The following is a 19,566-nucleotide window of genomic DNA, read 5'->3' as shown; positions in this document are numbered from 1 at the left end:
CGTACGTGTGCTGCGCACACCCGGCGTGTGCCGGTGGGCGGGCGCCCGGCGCGCTCCGCCCGCACCGGTTGACTCATGCGGCGATTGCGCCCCTTCCGGCGTACGGTCGGAATCATGCGCATTGTCATCGCTGGTGGTCATGGTCAGATCGCGTTGCGGCTGGAGCGCCTGCTCTCCGCGCGCGGGGACGAGGTCGCGGGGATCATCCGCAAGTCCGAACAGGGCGACGATCTGCGGGCGGCCGGCGCCGAACCGGTGTTGCTCGACCTGGAGTCCGCCTCGGTGGAGGAGGTCGCGGCGCACCTGCAGGGCGCCGACGCGGCGGTCTTCGCGGCGGGTGCCGGCCCGGGCAGTGGCGCGGCCCGCAAGGAGACGGTGGACAGAGGCGCGGCGGTGCTGTTCGCGGACGCGGCCGTACGCGCGGGCGTGCGCCGTTTCGTGGTCGTGTCCTCGATGCGCGCCGATCCCGCGCACCAGGGCGACGACGTGTTCGACGCGTACCTGCGCGCCAAGGGCGAGGCGGACGCCTACGTCACCCGCCAGGACGCCCTCGACTGGACGATCCTGCGCCCCGGCGCGCTGACGGACGACGCGGGCACCGGCCTGGTCCGTCTGGAGGCGCACACCGGGCGCGGCCCGATCCCGCGGGACGATGTGGCGGCCGTCCTGGCGGAGTTGGTGGACACCCCGGCGACGACCGGCCTGACGCTGGAGCTGATCAGCGGTTCGACGCCGGTGTCGGTCGCGGTGAAGTCGGTGGCCGGGAACTGACACGGGCCACCCCTTCGCCGCACGGTCCGAACCACCACCCCTGCGGTCGGCACCCCCCGCTGCCGCCCCGTCGGGCTCCGCAAGCCGACCCGTCGGGCCCTTCCGCCTCCCCGGGCTCAGAACGTCAGAACAGGGGCAGCTGCCCGGGGAACTCCGGCAGTACGTATCCGTCCAGCGACGGCTGGACGGCCCCGAGTTGCGCCTGCCGCCGCGATCCGGCGCAGGAGACGAGTTCCCCGCTCTCCCGCGCGCCGGGCGGGTCGTGCCGCGCGAAGCGGCCCGCGACGAGGGCGATGTCGCGGTGGCACACGGGACAGGTTCTGCGTCGGGAGGCCATGCGGTCAGTGTGCCCGTACCGCGGCGCGGGCTACCCCGGCGAGACCTGTGCGCCGATGGCGCACGTCGCCGTCAGGTGAGGGTCTCGGCTTCCCAGCGGTCGGGACCCACCCCGCGCCAGTCGATCAGCGGCGAGTCGGCCACCTGTTCCGGCTCGATCTCCAGCCCTGCGCGGCGCAGGAATTCCACCAGGTCCGCGACGTTGTGCGCCAAGCCGAGGATCTCACCGTCCACCCGGACCCGGCGGCCGCCGGTCGGAGACGGCAGATGCACGATGATGGGTCGTTTCCCGGCCATGACTCCAGCTTCGTCCGGACCGCCCGGGCCCGCACCCGGACCGGTCATTCCAGAATTCCCAGCACGGTGTCCGGCCGGCACAGCGGGCACGCGGCGACACCTCCGTCGGTAAGCGCGCGTACGGCCTGGTCCCGGCCGACGCCCTTGGCACGCCCGCCGGCGCTCCCGCAGCCGCCGACGTGGACGTACACCGCACTGCGACCGTTCAGGCCGCGCTCGATCAGCCACTCCGGAGCGGCCTGCCGGATGGCGAGGCGGCGCCGCCGTTCGGCCTCCCTGCGCTCTTCGTCCGCGATCCACCGGTCCATCAGGGCGAGCTGGCGCGCGGCCTGATGTTCGACGACGCGGCGGGCGAAACGCAGCATGTCGAGACGCGTCAGGGGACGGTCATCGTTCACACGTTCGATTCTAGTGAAGAAACGAGCGGATGCGACCAGCGGGATGGAAGCGAACGGGTGCTCCGTGCCGTCGCGAGCCGGTGATCAGTGATTCGGGCCGTCGGCGTCCGGACGACACGGCGCCGGTGATGGCCGGAAAGCGACCATGGCAGCTCTCGGATGCCCACGGGCCTCCATGCCTCTCCGGCTACCGTGGCCTCGCATGACCTACACCGAGATCGAGATCACCGCGGAGCTGGTGCGGGACCTGCTGCACGACCAGCACCCCGACCTGGCGGATCGCCCCGTGAGGCTCGGCGCGCGCGGCTGGGACAACCAGCTGTGGCGGCTCGGCGACGACCTCGCCGTCCGACTGCCCTGGGCGACGCACTCCGCGGACGCGCTGCTGCGCAAGGAGCACACCTGGCTGCCTGTACTGGCGCCGCGCCTTCCCCTGCCGGTCCCCGTCCCACAGCGCCTCGGCGAGCCCTCCGAGCGGTTTCCGCGGCCCTGGATCGTCACCACCTGGGTGCCGGGCTCACCGGCCGACCGCACCCCCGCCACCGCTGCGGAGGCGGCCGGCGTTCTGGCGTCCTTCCTGACGGATCTTCACCAGCCCGCGCCCGACCACGCTCCCGTCGGCAACTTCGGCCGCGGGGGACCGCTGGCCGACCGTGCCGGGCAGTTCGCCGAGCGACTCGCCTCAGCCGTCGAACTGGGGCTGGTACACGACCCGGACGCGGTGCGCGCCGTCTGGGAAGACGCCGCGACCGCGCCCGCGTGGACGGGCCCGGCACTGTGGCTCCACGGCGACCTGCATCCGGCCAACGTCCTCACCGCGGACGGCACCTTCTGCGGCGTGATCGACTTCGGGGACCTCTGCGCCGGGGATCCGGCCTGCGACCTCGGCGCCTGCTGGGTCCTGCTGCCGGAGGGCTCCGTCGACCGCTTCCACCGCGCCTACCGGCCGGCCCCGGACGCCGCGACCCTGCGCCGCGCCCGCGGCTGGGCGGTGCTGCAAGCCCTCAGCTGCATCCTCATCGGGGAGGCCGGCGTCCACGGCCGCCCCGGTGGCAAGCGCACCTGGGGGCCGCCCGCGCACGCGGCACTGAGACGCCTCGTCGCCACGGCCGGTCACTGAACGGTCGACGCCGACCGACGAGAGCCCCGTGACCTGCGAGACCGGCTCACGTCACAGGGCCTCGCGTTCCATGCGGCGGCGCCACGTCACGGGGCCTCCCGTTCCATGCGGCGGTGCCAGGGTGCGAACCCGGGGACACCGCAATGGCCCAACCTCGCATGGGCTGGGCTTCCTCCCCCCTCCGAGGCGCGAGACCCTGGTACTCCGGGCGTGGAGCAGCGAACAAACGCGGGCTGGTGTGCGTCCAAAGTGCCGTACAGCCGATTCCACGCTCATTCGGCCATCAGCGCGACGGGCACCGTCGCGACTTCCCGAAGGAGGCCGGACGATGAATCTCCCGTCGTCCCCTGACCGCAGAAGCGCGACTGCAGCGCCACGAATATCCAGCCCGGCCTGGAACGCACGAAGACTGGGCACGGCCACCGCCGTCACGGCGATGCTCCTGGCCGGCTGTGGCACGGGCTCCCCCAAGGCGGCCCCGCACTCCAGCAGCCCCGGAGTGACCCCCGCCCCGTCCACCGCGCCCTCCCACTCCCGTTCGTCCTTCACCCCGTTCCTCACCACCCCCACCGCGTGCACCAACAGCTCGAAGCTCGCCGGGTGGTCGAACCGCCGGCTGGCCATGCTGACGGTCGCCGTCCCGGTGTCGGAGACCTCGGTCTCCGACGTCACCTCGGAGGTGAGCGCCGGTGCGGGCGGTGTGCTGCTGTTCGGCAGCAAGGCGCCGTCGGACCTCGGCTCCCGGCTCACGACCCTGAAGACCCATGTACCAGGGCATCTGGGCCTGCTGGTGATGACCGACGAGGAGGGCGGGGGCATCCAGCGCATGGCGAACCTCGTCGGTTCCCTGCCCTGGGCCGCGAACATGGGCAAGAACTGGACCCCGGCACAGATCCAGCAGAACGTCACCAAGGTCGCGACCAGGATGGCGGCCGCCCAGGTGAACATGGACCTCGCGCCGGTGGTCGACGTCGACGGCAGGAACGTGGCCCCCAGCAAGACCAACCCGGACGGATGGCGGTCCTTCAGCGGCAACACCTCGGTGGTCTCCAAGGACGGCGTCGCGTACATGAACGGGCTGCGCGCCGGACACGTGATACCCGTCGTCAAGCACTTCCCCGGCCTCGGCGGCTCGAGCTACAACTCCGACTTCGGCCCCGCCCGCACCCTGCCCTGGTCCACCCTGCAGAAGGTGGCTGTCCCGCCGTTCACAGCGGCCATCAAGGCCGGCGCCCCGGCCATCATGGTCTCCAACAACATCGTGCCGGGCCTGGGCACCAACCCGGCCAGCCTGTCACCCACCGCCATCACCTCCGAGCTGCGCGGCAAGCTGGGCTTCAAGGGGCTGGTGGTCACCGACTCGCTCAGCGCCAAGGCGATCTCCGCAGCCGGCTTCACCGTTCCCACCGCGGCCGTCCAGGCCCTGCGTTCCGGCGCCGACATGGTCATGTTCGACCTGGGTGGCAACGTCAGCTCACAGACGTCCTCGATCGCCACGGCGATCACCAGTGCGGTGTCCGGCGGACACCTCGCCCGCAGCCGCCTCATCGACGCGGCGGGGCACGTCCTGGCCGTCCGGCACGTGAATCTCTGCTCCTGAGCACGAAAGGCGATTCCGCTCCGGCCGAGCGCCCGTACGCCCGTGGCCACTCCATGGCGGGCCGGATTCACAGGCGCACGACGACCAGGGCGGTGTCGTCGGTGGGGTCACCGGACGGGAGCAGGTCGTTCAGCACGGCGTCGGCGAGGGTCTCGGGGTCGATTCCCTGGTGGCGAACCAGGGAATCGGCGAGCCGGGCGAGGCCGTGGTCGATGTCTTCACCGCGGCGTTCGATCAGGCCGTCGGTGTAGAGCGCCAGCACGGCGCCCTCGCGGAAGGCCGCGGCAGCCTGGATCCGGGGGGCGTGTTCAGGGCGGGCGGCCAGTGGCGGGTCGGTGGCCTGGTCCAGGAACTCGACGGTCCCGTCCCTCTGCAGGAGCGCAGGTGGGGGGTGGCCGGCACTGCTGTAGGTGATGGTGCCGGTCTCCCAGTCGACGAATGCCGTGGCCACGGTGGTGTTCTCGGCGCCGTCGACGGTGCGGGCGTACAGCCCGAGGACTTCCAGGGCGCCGGCGGGGCCTTCGGCGACGAGGGAGGCGGCGGTGAGGGCGCTGCGCAGTTGACCCATGACGCAGGCCGCGGGCAGGCCGTGGCCGACGACGTCGCCGACGGTGACGGCGATGCGGTCGCCGGGCAGGTCGACGAGGTCGTACCAGTCCCCGGCCACGTGCAGGGCTTCGGCGGCGGGCCGGTAGCGTACGGCCGCCTGATGCCGGCCGACCGGGCGGGGAGCGGGCAGCATGGCTTCCTGCAAGGTCAGCGCGACCTCACGGGCACGGATGAGTTCGGTGACGTCCTCCACCCGGTGCAGCAGCAGCGTCACCCGCCCATCGGATCCGAACACGGGGATGTTGGTCACGTTGAGGTACCGCTCGTGCCACACTCCAGGCTGGTCGGGGTCCTCCGTGTCGTAGCGCTGCACCGCCACGGTGCTGCGCTCCCCGGTGCCCGCCGCCTGGCGCAGTGACGCCAGAACGCGTAGCAGGAGAGGCTCGGCGGGGTCCTTTTCGGGGTGGTCCTCGGGCACGAAGCAACCGACCACTTGCTCGCGGGTGACGCCCCGGAGGCGCAGGAACTCGGCGTTGGCGTCCGCGTAGATCAGCTGGGGAGTCACCAGCGCCACCGCCCCGGGAAGGGCCTGGAACACCGCCGCGTAGTCGACCGCCGGTACGTTCATGGCTTCCCTGCCTTGCCCCACAGCTCCGTCCCTTTTCACGATACGAGCGGGGAGTCACATCCTCACCGGCGACCTCGCCCGGGGTGTGCGCCGTGCTCGGAGCGCCGGACGGCATCCGGTAGGGCTGCACCGAGCAGTCGTTACTGCCTCCGAGCAGTCGTTCCTCCCTCCGAGCAGTCGTTACTCCCTGGTCCGGGGCGGGCACGAGGCACCGGGGCGAGGCCGTAGCCATCGTCATCGGGCTCCGAGACGTCGTCCGAGAGCCGTCAGAGACGGCTCAGCCGTCGAAGCCTTCCCGGAGGATGCGGCGGGCCACCGTTACGCGGGCCCCGGCGAGTTCGGCGGCGATCCGCCGTTGCCGTTCGCCGTCCGCCACCACGGCAGCGGGTGTGGCCGGGCCGGCGAGCAGACACATACGCCTGAGGTGCGTCGGCGGGTGGGTCTCGTCGGCGCTGTGCCCGCGCCGAACGCCGACACGTCGCTGCCGCTCGTACGCGCACTCGGGGATTGAGGTCATGTGTGCTCCGAACCGCTCCCGGACTTGTTCCGGCTCGGCCTCGACCGTGCTGGCGCCGCGCGGTCCGGCGAGGGCGCGCCGCACGCCCCGGAGGAGCAGACAGGGCACGATGTAGATCAGGTTGATGACCATCTCGACGATGGACGGCTCGGTTGTCGGGGTGAATTCGCTGGGACGACCCGCCGGACAAGAAGAACGGACCCACCGCCAGGTGCCAGCACCTATCCGCCACAGGTCAGCCCTGCAGTGAGCCGTAGATGACCCAAGGTTCCCAAGCGCGCCGGCCGTCGTGTCTTGCTCTGGATCGAAGGCACCAGCAGGGCGGCTGACACCAGTGGCTGACACCAACGAGCGCGAAAAGCAGCGATCGGCGCCGGATCTCAGTGGACGATCGGCCGAGGCGTAGGACCGGTTGGTCAACGTCCGCGCTCCCCCGGTGATCGACCCGAACCTCAAAGCGCCGTGCCCCACTCGTGCCCGATGAAGCGGAAACCACGGGGAACAGCGGGCAGCGACGGTGGCCGGACATGAGAGCGGCCCCTGACCAGGTCTCCCTGGTCAGGGGCCGCTCTCACGCTCATCACGCGGAGGCGGTGGGAATGGAACCCACGCTGCTACTGGGACCAGCACGGGCAGATCACCGAGTACGCCCGCGACTTCATGGGGCCTGGGCGTGTTCTTGCAGCGGAGTACGACCTCCAGTAGGTCACCCAACAGCCAGGATGCTTGATCATCCAGAGAGCCCGTTACGGATTTCTCTACCTCATCAAGCACCCGTCGCCGCTTCGCTCCTCCGGGCGGGAGCGGGCGGCCGGCGGCGCCCGCGCTCATGTCTCCGCCCCACTCGGCACCGCCGGCCGCCCACTCCCGCCCAAGAGGCAGGCACACAGGGCATGAGGTCAGAACACATCGTGGCTGAGGCGGTCGGCTCCACGGCTTTACGGAGCCACTTTGGCGCGAGCCTCGAAGATCATGGCCCCGACGTCGTGCTTTAACAGGCAGGTCCACAGACTGCCCGACGCGCCGGAAGCTTACGGGGCCATGATCACTCGCGCCGAAGCAGCGCCACCCCAAAGCCGCTACGCCGACCGCGTGAGCAACGCTTCAGGTCAATACATCCAGGGCCTGTCCGACGGGGCGCGTTACCGACCCCGCCGCCAGCATCGTCACCCGAATGGCGCAACATGACGTGCCACCCACGTGGGCGAAGATCAAGCTGGCTAGTGGCCCAACCGAGGCAATCCGTGAAAGGGGAACCGAATGCGCAGTCGACGAATCCTCGCCGCCGTCATCGCCACGGCAGCCCTCGCCGGGCTCGGCCTCACAGGCGCCGCCACAGCCACCGCCGAGACACCCAGCCCCACCCCTCACTTCAACTACACCACCGCTGCTAAGTGCAGGGAGGGCGGCGGAGAGCCCTATCTGCACAACACCGTCAAATGCTGGGGCGGTAAGTACGACGGGTACACCATCGACTAAACCCCCCAAAGCGCCCCGCAGCCACGCGCCGCGGGGCGCTCCCGCGCGAGCGTAGCCGGGAGAGGCGCAGGGACTGCGCCGACCCGTCGGGCACGCTGAGACCTACCCTGGGCCGCCAGAGGGTGCTCAACGACGTCCAACGCTGACAACCACCGACAGCTAAGTCGCAGGTCGCAGCGTTGATCGATTACGCGGCCGCAGATCAGAAACCCGGCCCTTCACTTCTTCGGCTATCGCAGCCGGACAGCGTGGTCGAGGCCACCGAGGCCGGCCACAAGCATGTCGGAACGAATAGCGGAGGACCGGCTGATGCTGGGCCGTGCCCGCTGCGTGCCCGAAGAGGCGGGGAACCACGGGGAGCGGCGGGTAACCACAGTGATCAGAAAAGCGATCGGCCCCCGACCATACGCGCTGGTCAGGGGCCGATCTCCACCAGCGTGGCGGCGCCAGGATTCGAACCTGGGAAGGCTGAGCCGGCAGATTTACAGACCGTGCGGAGGACGACCCCCGAACTGCGGTTTCGAAGACAAAATCGACGGTCACCCCACGTCTGCCCCACCGGAAGGTGGTTACGAAAGGCCGTTGCACCGGCAGACCAGGATCATCGCCACATCGTCCGCCAAGTCGCATCAGCAGCGCAGTCCTGCCCTGGTGCAGCAGCAGGTTTACGGCTCCCAGAGCCTGCGCGCCCCAGAAGGGCCGACGGCCTGGAGGAATACAAGCGCCACTTCGAGCCGGCCTCCGGTCGTCCGTACCTCGTGCAGAGGCACACTGGACATCGTCCGTTGCCGGGACTTATACGGTGGAGCGATTCGGCGCCGCACACAGTTCTGTGGCCGTCATGCCGGCCGACCGCCCGCACAACCATGAGCCCCTCCGGCCGAGCAGAGCAACAGACCCCGGCGCTGGGCCAGTTACGCACCTTGGAAACGACAGTGCTTGGCCAGTGCGGTAAGGCAATGCTGCACCTCGATGGGGACGTGAGTGAGGCGCGCCAAAAGCTCCAAGATTTCCGAGAGGATCACAGCCGCTCCTTCGATTTGGCCACAAATCGGAATAAAACATACCTTGTGAGGTGCGTTCATCCCGGCATGGATCGAGGCTCGGGAGCACGTGTCGAGACCGCAAGCCGGTCATGCGCCTCCTGGGACCCCGGTACTACCGCTGCAACGAGACAGCGCGAGACAGTCCACTGATCACTCGGCGATACGACGAGAGCCCGGTGACCTGCTATTCGCAGGTCACCGGGCTCTCGTTCCCGTGTGGCGGCGCCAGGATTCGAACCTGGGAAGGCTGAGCCGGCAGATTTACAGCGGGCTAGCTCAGCTGCCGCTGACCTGCCGAAAGTCGAATCTGCACTCTTGCTGGGGGAGGCGAGCCGCAACCAGCCGCCCCACATCTGCCCCACAGAGGGGGTAGCGTCTCCGCTCCCACCGCCTCGCAGAGCCGAATGCCCGGCACCCACGCCTCTCCCCGACTGAACAGGGCCCTACCCCAGGCTTCCCGTCTTGGGAGACACCGCCGCACCGGAGCCAGTTCGCTAGCCGTTGCCGCCGTCGTCATCTCAGCCGCTGCCCAGCCGAAACCCGATACAGCTGGGCGCCGGTCACGGGCTCGAACCAGACAACGGTGCTCGATGGCCAAGTCGCAGCTGACGGCACCCGATGCACCACCGCATGCATCGCCTCCGCCAGTATCGCCACATGCAACTCGGCCGGCACCTCCCGTAACCCCCTCGATGGGGTGAGCGCGGGGCGCTCCGTTGGTGCAATGTGGCCAGCCGAACACGGCGGCCGTACGGTGCGGCCTTGCCTCATGCGGCGGCCAGGATGTCGAGGACGGAGACGACGGTGGCGTCGGGTTCCAGGCCCTTCGGGGGATGCGGGCCGTAGGCGAGCTTTGCGGGGATGATGGCGAGGATTCGGCTGCCGACCCGCTGGCCAGTCAGGGCGCGGTCCCAGCCGGTGATGACGTTGCCGCGGCCGATCACGACGGGCAGTGGGGCGCCGTCGGCGCGGGAGCTCTTGAAGAGGGGCGCCTCGTCCTTGCCGCGGGCGGTGTCCCATGCGGCTGAGGAGTACTGGAGGACCAGGGTGTGTCCGGCCTTGACCGCCGGGCCGGTGCCGTCCACAAGGCGATTGACGACCAGGCCCTTGGGGGGCGCCTGGTCGGGGACGGTGAGGGCGGCGGTGCCATCGGTCTTGTTCATGTGGACCGAGGGCAGGGCGTCGGGGACCGGGTGCTGGTCGCCCGTGACGAGGGCGTGGGAGCCGATGACGTCGAGGATATCGACGGCGTAGACAATGGTGTCCTTGCCGGTGATGTGGAGCTGGGCACTGCCGGTGGTGCCGTAGGCGGCGGCGGGGGGTGCGACGACCAGGACCCTGCTCCCGGCCCGCTGCCCCTGCGCGGCCCGGTCCAGGGCGGGCAGGGTCGCGCCGCGCCCGACGGCGAACACTTGGGGGCGAGCGCCCTTGTCGTACGAGCCGGACAGTGTCTTTCCGGTGCGCCACACCTTGGCGGTGTAGCGGATCACGGCGATGTCGCCGGTGTGCGCGGCCGGTCCCCGCCCACGCGTCTGCGGTGCCACGACGAACATGCCGCTCGGCGCAGACTTCGGAACCGAGATCGTGGCCGGGCGCCCGAACCGCCCGGAGATGGTGGGCAATACGGCGTCCGTGTGGACCGCAGCGGGCTCGGGCCGCGCGTGCACCGGCACCGAGGGGGCCGCGAGCGGCCGGTGCCAGCCATCCGGCCGGGACTGGTGGGATGAATCGTTGCTGCTGCACCCCACCAGCAGGAGGGCGGGCGCTATCAGCAGCGCTGCGAAGCGACGCATGTACTTCTTTCCGGGTTCTTTACGGGAATCGGGTGGGGTGGCCGCCAAGGATCTCGGACCGGCCGCCCCACAGTGAACTGTCTTCCGTCCGGCGCCGTGTCCTGCAGGGCCGGAGCAGACTTTCCGCACGTGGTGGGGCAGTGCGCTCGCACCGCCCCACCCCGCTCACACGGTCAGAGCTGCTGTTGCCTGCCGGCAGCTCTGCGCCTGCGTCGTTCGTTCAGGGCCGTGAGCCAGAAGATGCCGCCGATGACTCCTGCGAACGGCAGGGTGCCGACAAAGTCCCCGGTCGCCGCGATCTCGATGAGGAAGAAGACCGTCCCCATGACGACCCCGGTACCGAGGGGGTGCTGTGCGGCCCATCGGCGGGTGTGTCGGCGTGGATCTCCGAACACGTGTTGTACTCCTGTCTGAGACTGAGAACTGCGACGTCAGAAGTGTGGCCAGACGTGGCTGTAGAGCCCTCTGCGCCAGAGCCGCGCCGACCGCCACAGGGCGCGGCCCCTGCTGACGTAGTGGGCCGTGCGTCCGAAGCCATAGCCCAGCAGCCCGTCACGAGCTCCGCGCCAGGAACTGGCCCAGTAGCCACCGATGTGCCGGTGCCGTCGCTTGGTGCCGTAGCGGTAGGCGATCCAGCCCGTCACGGCGCCGGCTCCCGCCGCACAGGCGGGTGCACCCCATCCTTCGGTGACGAAGGAGCAGCCCGCGGCCAGACCCCAGGAGACCCACGTCTGGTGACGCGCGACGAAACGTCCCGCTCTGTGCACCCACCGGTGCCACCAGCTGCGTCCGTCCAGGTCGTAGTGGTTGATCGGGTCACCGTTGCAGTAATCGTAGGCGTTGGCCGAGCCGCCGGGAACCGGGTCGGTGGACAGGAAGCGTCCGGCGGTGGGGTCGTAGAGGCGTACGCCCATGAGGGTGGCGCCGGTGACCGTCTCGCTGGAGCGCTGCTTGCCGCCCAGCCAGCCGTAGCGGGTGGCTGCGGTGCCGGCCTCGGTGTTTCCGTACTCGTCGTAGGCCGACGCGACGACGGGCTTGGAGATGTCCAGCGGGAGCTGGACGGTGACGTCGCCGTGGATGTCGGTCAGTTGCAGGACGGTGTTGCCCGTGGCGTTGGTGGTGGCGTCCAGGTCACCACCGGTGCCCTGGACGTTGCGGGTGATGGTGCCTGTGGTGTCCTCCTTGATCCAGTCGGGGCTGTCGCCGTCCGCGCCGTAGTGGTTGACCTTGGCCCCGGTCTGGGTCCAGGTGCCGGCGTTGTTGGTCTCCGTCGTCCAGGACGCGAGGCGCTGGGCGGCGTCGAGGGTCCAGGTCTGCCGGCTGGTGCCGGAGGTCTGCTGCTGGACGAGGTCGTTGGTGTAGTAGGCGATGGTCGTGCCGGAGGCCTGGGTGGTGGTACGGCCGAAGGCGTCGTAGACGATGCCCGCGTTCACCAGGCGGTCGGCGCTGTCGTAGGAGTTGTTGATGGTGGTGGCGCCGGTGGAGCTGCACGCCGTGCCCGCCGCGCTGACGCTGGTGGCCAGGGCGGTGCGGTTGGTGTTGCTGTCGAAGGTGTAGCCGCGGCGGGTGCAGGTCCCGTCCGGGGCGGTGTCGTCCGCCTGGGTCAGGCGGCCGGTGTTGTCGTAGGCGTAGTCACGGGAGTAGGTCTGGCCTCCCGTGTCGGTGTCGTCGACGACCTGGCCCTGGATGGACTGGTCGACGGTGTCGGAGGCGACGACGGTGCCATCGCTGTCCTTGGTGTAGACGCGAGAAGTCTCCGCGCCGGTCTCGTCCTGGGTGTCGGTGAGGGTGTAACCGCCGGGCAGCTGCTCGGTGGCCAGGTCACCGTCCGCGTCGTAGGTGGCGTTGAAAGCACCGGCGACGGAGTCGGCGCGGGAGGTCTCCAGGCCGCGCGGGTCCTTGGCGGTGTCGTAGGTGTACGTGGTCGTCGACGGCGCCGAGTCGGTCACCTGGGTGGGCCGGTCGAGCGCGTCGTACTGGGTGGCCGCGGTGTTGCCGCTGCCGTCGCTGTAGGAGATCTCCCGTCCCAGCATGTCGGTGACATGCGTGATGGTCTGGCCGTTCGACGTGGTCGTGGCGACCTTGCCGTTGGCCGTGTCGTAGGTGGTGGTGGTGTCCGCGACCGCGGTGCCCACCCCGCCCGTCACCGACACCAGGGTCGGACGGCCGGCGGCGTCAGCAGTGGTCGTGGTGGTGCGAGTGAGCCCGTTGGCCGTCTCCGTCAGCTTGGAGATGTTGCCCCAGCGGTCATACTCGGTCGTCTTGGTGGGCAGCTGGCTGGGATTGGTACCGCCGCCGGTGATGGCACCGGCAGGACCCACCGAGCAGACCAGGTCCGCCCACTCCGGACGCCCGTTGCACGCACCCGTACCCGTCGCCGAGTAGTAGGTGGTCACCGTGGCACCGGCGTCGGCGCCGTTCGACTTGGGCAGGGTGGTCTTGATGACCCGGCCCTGGGTGTCGTACGCCGTGGTCTTGACGAGGTTGATACCGCCCGGGTCGTCCGTGGTGGACGTGGACACGCCCTTGACCCAGTCGTATGCGGTCTTCGAGACCCGCATGTCGCCGTCGGACGGGTACCCGTCCACGTACGCGCCGACCGTGACGGTGGTCGGCTGGTTGGACACCGTGGCCGAACCGTCGGTGGGCCGGCCCTCGTCGTAGGCGGTGACGGTGTGCTGACGTGCCGCCACTTCACTGCCCGCAGGCAGGTCGGTGCCGCCCGTACCGGCGTGCAGAACACCGGCCAGGGTGCTCATGTGCAGCGGGCCGAAGCTCTCCAGCTCCTGCTGCCCGTCGATGGAGAACACATGTGTGGTGGACAGCTGCTCCGCGCGGTCCGCCGTGGACAGGCCACTGATCCCGAGCAGGGTCTGCTCGGACCGCCCCGCACCGCTCGTGGCAAGAGCCAACTCACGGTTACTCGCGGTCAGCTCCCGGACCGTGTTGCCGAAGTGGTCGTACTCGGTCGTGGTCAGATGACCACCCGGCGTCGCACTGTTGACCTCACGGCCGGAAGCGTCCGCATACGAGATCGAAGCACGGGTGTAGTTCGCCGCCGTAAGGTTCGAGCCGGTATGCGACGCGGGAACCGCGTCCACCGGGAACACCGCTGTCGCATCGGACGGGATGTCCGTCTGGCCCCAGGCCGCGACGTCCGTGGAACTCATCGAGTACGGGGCGCCGGTGCCGGTCAGCGGAACGTCGTAGACCATGCTGGTCGTGGCGGTGCCGCCGTCGGTCTGCGTCTTCGAGCCTGCCACCAGGGTGGGACGGGAGGCGGAGAGCAGCATGCCGTCGCCCGCGGTGGCCGCGTTGCCGGCCTGGCCGTAGGTGAAGGTCCACGGCAGCTCACCGGGTGACGTCTGGGTCGCGACACGGCCGGCGCTGTCGTAGGTGTAGGCGGTCTTCAGCGCGGGCGAGATCCGGGGGTCCCAGCTCTCGCGGAGTCGGCCGGAGGTGTCGTAGTCGTATTGCGCGATCACCGACGCGGTCGCGGAGCCCGCGCCCGGGTCGGTCGCCCACAGCTTGATCTGCGACACCTGGCCCGCGTAGTCACCGAACACCGAGGACGTGGCGGTCGTGGTGGCGGCGTACACATACTCCAGGACGCGGCAGCCCTTGGTAGACGGTGTCGTCGAGCACGTCGCGGATGACACCGCAGAGGTGGGCGCGATCACATACTTCGGACGGGCCAGCGTCGTCGAACCGTTGACGACCTTTTCCGAGACCACCGTGGTGGTGGAGTTGCTGGTCGGCAGGAAGGTCGCGGACACCTCCCAGGTGGTGGCGGCGGGATCGACCTTCGCGAACGTGGTCGTCGTGCCGTCGGTGTCCTTCAGCGTGAACGAACCCGTCAGCGCCCCGGTCAGCGTCAGGTCCTCCGAACCCGGCTCGCTCTTCCAGCCACCCGTTGACGTGGCCGTGAACCCGGTCTCGTCGCCGTCCACGTCCACGACCGCCACCGAGGTGGACGAGGTCTGGCGCAGGTAGGCGTAGTCGGAGTCGGTGATCTCCGCGGTCGTGCCGGCCGTCCACTGCGGGCCGAAGATGGCCACCTGGCCCTGGGCGTCCGCGCCCGCGGTCGGCTTCCGGGACGACGCCGTGCGCGACACGCTCATGCCGAACGCGGCCGCGTCGGTGGCCGACAGGGTGTAGTCACCGGTCAGATCATTGACCGTCCCCGGACCGACCTTTTCGGAGGGCGCGGTGCCGGCGTTGCGGTCCACCGTGACCGTCGACACCGGGGAGTAACCCGTCGTCGTTCCGTCGGTGAACGCGGCACGCAGGTCGACCGGACCGTCCTCGGTCAGCGACGTGGTGATGTTCCACGTCAGCGCCGGAGGCGCACCATTCGGTGCGGCCAGCGGCCAGGCCACTACGGCCGAGCCGTCACTGCTCTTGGTGACATCGGCCAGGGGCACGCTGTGCCAGGTGTCGGTCTCACCGCGACGGTACTGGTAGGTCACACCGGTGTAGGTGTTCTTGCCCGTCGACGCCAGCGCAACCCTGCGTGCGGGGCGGTCACCGTCGCCGGGACTCAGCAGCGCGGCACCGTCCGCGCCCACACCGAACGAGTACTTCGTGTTCGTCGAGGACAGGTTGCCGCCCGAGTCGATGGTCTGGGCGTACAGGGTGTGCCAGCCGTCGGCGGGGGTGATGGAGATGTTCAGCGGGTCGCCACCGTTGCCGTCGACCGTGTCGTACACGCTCTGCTTCATCGCCGGGTCGTCCAGGCCCCACTTGAAGCCCTGTCCGTCCGTCGACGTCGTGTCGAGCGTGCAGGTCACCGCGCCCGTCGCCTTTGCCGACCAGGTGTCCTGCGGATACGAGGAGCAGCTGATGCTGGGAGCCGCGGGCAGCGCCGTGTTCAGTACGAACGGGGTGTACCCGGTCCAGGAGCCGTAGTCGGTGGAGTCGTAGCCGCGCACCCGGAGCCGCAGATGCGAGCCCGCGGGGAAGGCGTTGGCCGACGGGACGGCCAGGGTGGCCGTGGAACCGGACGCCACACCCGCGCTGGTCGCGGTGTACGTGTACGTGGTGTCGTTGTACGCGGGGTCCGGGGTGATCTCGAACTGGGCCTTGACCGTGCCTCCGTCCGCGTCCGTCACCTTCGCCGACAGGGTCGGCGTCAGCGAGGTCACGTACCGCTTGCCGTTGTAGGCGTTGACGGCCGAGGGCGAGACAGCCGCCGCGGTCGGCACGCCGGGGTAGGAGTTGTAGGTCACCACCAGCTTCGGCGCGTACCCGGACGTGGAGTAGTTGGCCGAGCGGAACCGGCGCCAGGTGGTGGCGTCGTTCTCGTTGGCGCTGGCTACCTGGAGGCCGTAGTTGGTCGAGCCATTGGCCCAGTCCTGCACCATGGCCTGGAGGTTCCAGTTCGACCAGGCTCCGGGGCAGGAGGAGTCGTAGCCCCAGTGTCCGCTGTTCGTCGCCTTGTTGGTGGTCGTGGTGGTGGGCTGGGCGCCCCAGGTGATCGACGAGGAGGACCACGTGGAGGTGATCCGCTTGGCGTCCGTGGTCGCACCCGACGTGGAGCAGGTCGACGAGTAGTAGTTGTACAGCGACATCGTCGCCGACTGGATGTGCTTGCCCGTGAACGGCGACACGTCGAACTTCAGATACGAGCGCGCCACGTCCGTGCCCGCGTCGTAGGTACCCGACTTCAGTTCCTCGGAGGAGACCTGCGAGTCCGGGTAGTCGGGGGTCTGCACCCACGTGTCCGTCGTCACCGCAAGCGTGGACGTCGGGTCCACAGTCACCGGATAGGTAAGGGCGGGGTCCGCCAGGAACTTCCGGTCCGGAGTCAGCACGAGGGTCTGCGAACCGTCCGCGGCAGTCTTGACCTTCGTGGCCACCCGCGCCCGGTGCGCGGACTCACCCGAACGCCGGTCCCGCGAGGAGTCCCACATCATGGGCGCCGGGGCCTCGGCCACCAGCTTGCCGGAGGCGTCCTTCATCAGCAGGTGACCCGACTTGGCTTGGGACACCTTCAAGCCGTCCAGGTGCAGCGGGATCCGGTACGACACCGGGCCGTTCGGCCTGCTCGCGAGGATCACGTCCTCGGAGAAGCCCTGCCTGAGCGCGGTGACCTTCAACGTCTGGCCGGAACCCAGGGTGTAGGAGGCCGTGGCCCCGGACACCTTCGGTGCGGGCAGTTTGTCCTGCCAGCCCATGGAGAACCGGGTCTTGCCCCGGGCCACCGAAGCCAGCCGGCTGTCACCACCGTGGGAGACGGCGACGTCGGCGGCAGCCTCCTTCGGCTTCAGTTCGGCACCCGCGTCCGTCAGCGAGGTGTCGATGTCGCGCCACGCGCCATCCCGCTTCACCCGGATCGGGCCAGCGAACGACTCGGTCTGGAGCGACCCCGAAGGCAGCGCCCAGGTCGTGGTGTCCGCCGTCCGTGCCGACAGCACCTCGATCCTGCGGTTCTGCAACCGGGCCATCAGCACGGCCGAGGCCGTATCGTCCGCCTGAGCCGGCCCGGTCGGCTTCTTGGCTTTGCTCGCAAAAGCGGCAGCAGCTCCGGTCTTGCCGACCGCAGCGGCCGCGCCGGTCGCGTCCAGCATCAGCGCCGCCTCGGCCAGCATCGCCAGCGACAACGCAGCGGCGATTCCCATACGCCGCCGCGACCGTCTGGGGACGCGGGCTTTAGCCGTTCTTGGCCACGCTCTTAGGCGTGCGTGAATCATCTGCAACTCCTGTTGCAACGAAAATCTTGAGCCGTGGGGGGCTGTCAAATGATCCACATGCACCCGAGCAACATCTTTACCAAGGTGAAGATTTGGTAAATTCCAGTAAAGAACCCAAGGTCAGATGCCTGTTGTGGGCGGATTCAGAGATTCCGATTGTGTGGATGTCGCGGTCCTCTCGCGGGGAGGCGGCATCCGGTCAGCCTGACCGAATCCCCCTAGGCGGGTGGATTGCCCCTCTTTGCGCAAGGCGCCCCAGACTTTACTGTCCCTTGAAGGAATATGTGGACAAGCGGGAGTAACCGGTGATGTCGGCAGCTACTCCACGGGTTCACCTGGGCGGCCTCCACATCGCAACGCACGGTGAGTGTGGCGTGGGCGCGACCGGAGACCACAAACGGGCCGAACGGATCGCCGGCACCATCGCCGACTCGGGCCAGCAGGCCCAGGCGCTGGCCGGGGTGGCAAAGGTAGTCGGCCTGCCGCGGGCCGGTCACTTGTTGGGAGAAGCTGATCAGACGCGGGAGCGTGCGAACAGCCGGATCGACGCAGTCCTACGGGAGTGGAACGAACCGGAGTGATCATGCTCGCCCCTGGGGGACGCCTGGGGGACACACACTGATCAACGGTGGGATACGGGTGGACGAGGTGAGACACGTCCACGCCCCGTCCACAGCGAATCGACCAGGGTGAGCCAACAGAGAAAACCCCCTCTGACCAGGCAAATAACCTGTTCAGAGGGGGTTTCCCTCAGCGTGGCGGCGCCAGGATTCGAACCTGGGAAGGCTGAGCCGGCAGATTTACAGTCTGCTCCCTTTGGCCGCTCGGGCACACCGCCGGGTCGTACACCAGGTCGAACCGCTTTCCGGCGGTGTCCCCTGGCGACGACGTAAACAATACCCGATACATGGGGGTGCTTCGCCACCCGGTTGATCTCCACCCCTCGGCTCGTGGGGTGGCTAGGCTGGTGCGGATGCGGCCCGGCTCCTGCCGGGCCCGGCGGCCACCGCCGCGCACGCCGGCACGCACCCGATACGCACCGATACGCACCGATACGCACCGATACAAGGAGCCACAGGACATGGCCGACTCCAGTTTCGACATCGTCTCGAAGGTCGAGCGGCAGGAGGTCGACAACGCCCTCAACCAGGCCGCCAAGGAGATCTCGCAGCGCTACGACTTCAAGGGCGTGGGTGCCTCGATCTCGTGGTCCGGTGACAAGATCCTCATGGAGGCGAACTCTGAGGACCGGGTGAAGGCCGTCCTCGACGTCTTCCAGTCCAAGCTGATCAAGCGCGGGATCTCGCTGAAGGCACTGGACGCGGGCGAGCCCCAGCTGTCCGGCAAGGAGTACAAGATCTTCGCGTCGATCGAGGAGGGCATCTCCCAGGAGAACGCGAAGAAGGTGGCGAAGATCATCCGCGACGAGGGCCCGAAGGGCGTGAAGGCCCAGGTCCAGGGTGACGAGCTGCGCGTCTCCTCCAAGAGCCGCGACGACCTGCAGGCCGTGATCGCGCTGCTGAAGGGCAAGGACTTCGACTTCGCGCTGCAGTTCGTGAACTACCGGTAGGCGTACCGCCGGACCACCGGCAGGAGCTCGGTGAGGACGTGAAAGGGTGGGCGACCCGGTGCCGGGTCGCCCACCCTTCTCGTCGCACCCCGGCGCCTCCGGCCGCTCAGTCGCGCGAGTTGCCGAACAGGATGCGGTAGACGATCAGCAGCACCAGAGAGCCGCCGATGGCCGCGGCCCAGGTGGCACCGTCGTAGAAGCTCTTGCTGATCGGGTGGTGCAGCCAGCGGGCCGAGATCCAGCCGCCGATGAACGCGCCTGCGATGCCGATGAGGGTCGTGCCGATGAAACCGCCGGGGTCGCGGCCCGGCAGAAGGACCTTGGCGATGGCTCCGGCCAGCAGTCCCAGGATGATCCAAGCGATGATGCCCATACCGCGAACCTGCCCTTCCATGCTGGGTCCGCACTCTCCGGCGGCTGAGAATCCGGTGAGGACCCGCTGTCCACGCGCGCGTACGCGTGCTGCGTCGATGAAGAGGACGTCACCCGTCCACCACACGGTTGCCGCGCTCACTGGGCGGGTGCGGCGCATGACCGCCGGGTTGCGGGCCCGTGTGCTTGCGGCGGACGTGGGCTACGGCGTACGGCGTGGACGTCGGCCTCGCTGCCTATGGCGTACGACGGCGGCGTGACGGCTACCGGCCGATGACGGCGGGCGCGGCGGTGACGCGCCCTCAACGCGGGGCCGGGGCCGCACACGTGTCGCGGTACACGCGTCGCCGTACACGCGTCGTCGCACACATGTCGCTGTACACGCGTCGTCGTACACG

Annotated in this window: 15 protein-coding genes and 1 tRNA gene; 6 read left to right on the top strand and 10 right to left on the bottom strand. The window is 69.3% G+C overall.

Annotated features, from left to right (window positions below):
* Positions 1 to 114 precede the first annotated feature (114 nt).
* Entirely contained in the window at positions 115 to 771 is a 657-nt protein-coding gene (locus tag ABZ919_RS25765; RefSeq protein ID WP_361252173.1) for an SDR family oxidoreductase, read from the top strand.
* A gap of 124 nt (positions 772 to 895) precedes the next feature.
* Here the strand turns inward: ABZ919_RS25765 and ABZ919_RS25760 are convergent, their stop codons facing one another.
* From ABZ919_RS25760 to ABZ919_RS25750, 3 genes are all read right to left on the bottom strand, one after another.
* Positions 896 to 1,108: a hypothetical protein gene (locus ABZ919_RS25760; protein ID WP_361252170.1), complete on the bottom strand. Its 213-nt coding sequence runs from the start codon at positions 1,106 to 1,108 to the stop codon at positions 896 to 898.
* Positions 1,109 to 1,179: 71 nt separating this feature from the next.
* Positions 1,180 to 1,404, bottom strand: a complete 225-nt coding sequence (locus tag ABZ919_RS25755) for a hypothetical protein (protein ID WP_361252168.1) — start codon at positions 1,402 to 1,404, stop codon at positions 1,180 to 1,182.
* A gap of 44 nt (positions 1,405 to 1,448) precedes the next feature.
* The gene (locus tag ABZ919_RS25750; protein ID WP_361252165.1) at positions 1,449 to 1,802 is read right to left on the bottom strand and encodes a DUF6233 domain-containing protein; all 354 of its coding nucleotides are present in this window, start codon (positions 1,800 to 1,802) and stop codon (positions 1,449 to 1,451) included.
* A gap of 202 nt (positions 1,803 to 2,004) precedes the next feature.
* Between ABZ919_RS25750 and ABZ919_RS25745 the strand changes: the two genes are divergently transcribed.
* A complete protein-coding gene (locus ABZ919_RS25745) occupies positions 2,005 to 2,922 on the top strand; it encodes an aminoglycoside phosphotransferase family protein (RefSeq protein ID WP_361252162.1) in 918 nt (305 codons plus the stop codon).
* A 328-nt stretch (positions 2,923 to 3,250) separates the two neighbouring features.
* A complete protein-coding gene (locus tag ABZ919_RS25740; RefSeq protein ID WP_361252160.1) occupies positions 3,251 to 4,522 on the top strand; it encodes a glycoside hydrolase family 3 N-terminal domain-containing protein in 1,272 nt (423 codons plus the stop codon).
* A 67-nt stretch (positions 4,523 to 4,589) separates the two neighbouring features.
* Here ABZ919_RS25740 and ABZ919_RS25735 read toward each other — a convergent pair whose 3' ends face one another.
* Positions 4,590 to 5,699 carry a SpoIIE family protein phosphatase gene (locus ABZ919_RS25735; RefSeq protein ID WP_361252157.1) on the bottom strand — a complete coding sequence of 370 codons (1,110 nt, stop codon included), beginning with the start codon at positions 5,697 to 5,699 and terminating at the stop codon, positions 4,590 to 4,592.
* Positions 5,700 to 5,976: 277 nt separating this feature from the next.
* On the bottom strand, positions 5,977 to 6,348 hold the full coding sequence (locus tag ABZ919_RS25730) for a hypothetical protein (RefSeq protein WP_361252155.1): 372 nt from the start codon (positions 6,346 to 6,348) through the stop codon (positions 5,977 to 5,979).
* A gap of 1,128 nt (positions 6,349 to 7,476) precedes the next feature.
* On the opposite strand from ABZ919_RS25730, the gene ABZ919_RS25725 reads away from it, so the two are divergent.
* Positions 7,477 to 7,695 carry a hypothetical protein gene (locus tag ABZ919_RS25725; RefSeq protein WP_361252152.1) on the top strand — a complete coding sequence of 73 codons (219 nt, stop codon included), beginning with the start codon at positions 7,477 to 7,479 and terminating at the stop codon, positions 7,693 to 7,695.
* 1,813 nt (positions 7,696 to 9,508) lie between these two features.
* Here ABZ919_RS25725 and ABZ919_RS25720 read toward each other — a convergent pair.
* The 3 genes from ABZ919_RS25720 to ABZ919_RS25710 form a co-directional block, all read right to left on the bottom strand.
* Positions 9,509 to 10,534 carry an FKBP-type peptidyl-prolyl cis-trans isomerase gene (locus tag ABZ919_RS25720; protein ID WP_361252149.1) on the bottom strand — a complete coding sequence of 342 codons (1,026 nt, stop codon included), beginning with the start codon at positions 10,532 to 10,534 and terminating at the stop codon, positions 9,509 to 9,511.
* 173 nt (positions 10,535 to 10,707) lie between these two features.
* The gene (locus ABZ919_RS25715) at positions 10,708 to 10,860 is read right to left on the bottom strand and encodes a hypothetical protein (RefSeq protein WP_361252147.1); all 153 of its coding nucleotides are present in this window, start codon (positions 10,858 to 10,860) and stop codon (positions 10,708 to 10,710) included.
* A gap of 105 nt (positions 10,861 to 10,965) precedes the next feature.
* On the bottom strand, positions 10,966 to 17,154 hold the full coding sequence (locus ABZ919_RS25710; protein ID WP_361252144.1) for a DNRLRE domain-containing protein: 6,189 nt from the start codon (positions 17,152 to 17,154) through the stop codon (positions 10,966 to 10,968).
* Between the two features lie 446 nt (positions 17,155 to 17,600).
* Between ABZ919_RS25710 and ABZ919_RS25705 the strand changes: the two genes are divergently transcribed.
* A complete protein-coding gene (locus tag ABZ919_RS25705; protein WP_361252142.1) occupies positions 17,601 to 17,807 on the top strand; it encodes a hypothetical protein in 207 nt (68 codons plus the stop codon).
* A 175-nt stretch (positions 17,808 to 17,982) separates the two neighbouring features.
* Here the strand turns inward: ABZ919_RS25705 and ABZ919_RS25700 are convergent.
* Positions 17,983 to 18,064, bottom strand: a tRNA-Tyr gene (locus ABZ919_RS25700).
* A 243-nt stretch (positions 18,065 to 18,307) separates the two neighbouring features.
* Here ABZ919_RS25700 and ABZ919_RS25695 point away from each other — a divergent pair.
* Positions 18,308 to 18,796 (top strand): YajQ family cyclic di-GMP-binding protein, encoded by a 489-nt coding sequence (locus ABZ919_RS25695; RefSeq protein ID WP_019756392.1) that lies wholly within the window; start codon positions 18,308 to 18,310, stop codon positions 18,794 to 18,796.
* Between the two features lie 106 nt (positions 18,797 to 18,902).
* On the opposite strand, the gene ABZ919_RS25690 is transcribed toward ABZ919_RS25695, so the two are convergent.
* Positions 18,903 to 19,169 (bottom strand): GlsB/YeaQ/YmgE family stress response membrane protein, encoded by a 267-nt coding sequence (locus ABZ919_RS25690; RefSeq protein WP_361252139.1) that lies wholly within the window; start codon positions 19,167 to 19,169, stop codon positions 18,903 to 18,905.
* Between the last annotated feature and the right edge of the window lie 397 nt (positions 19,170 to 19,566).

Source organism: Streptomyces sp. NPDC046759 (assembly GCF_040645475.1).
In the GTDB taxonomy this organism is placed as follows: Bacteria; Actinomycetota; Actinomycetes; order Streptomycetales; family Streptomycetaceae; genus Streptomyces.
Note: the sequence above shows the minus strand (reverse complement) of the source record. Positions and strands in the feature narration are given on the sequence as shown.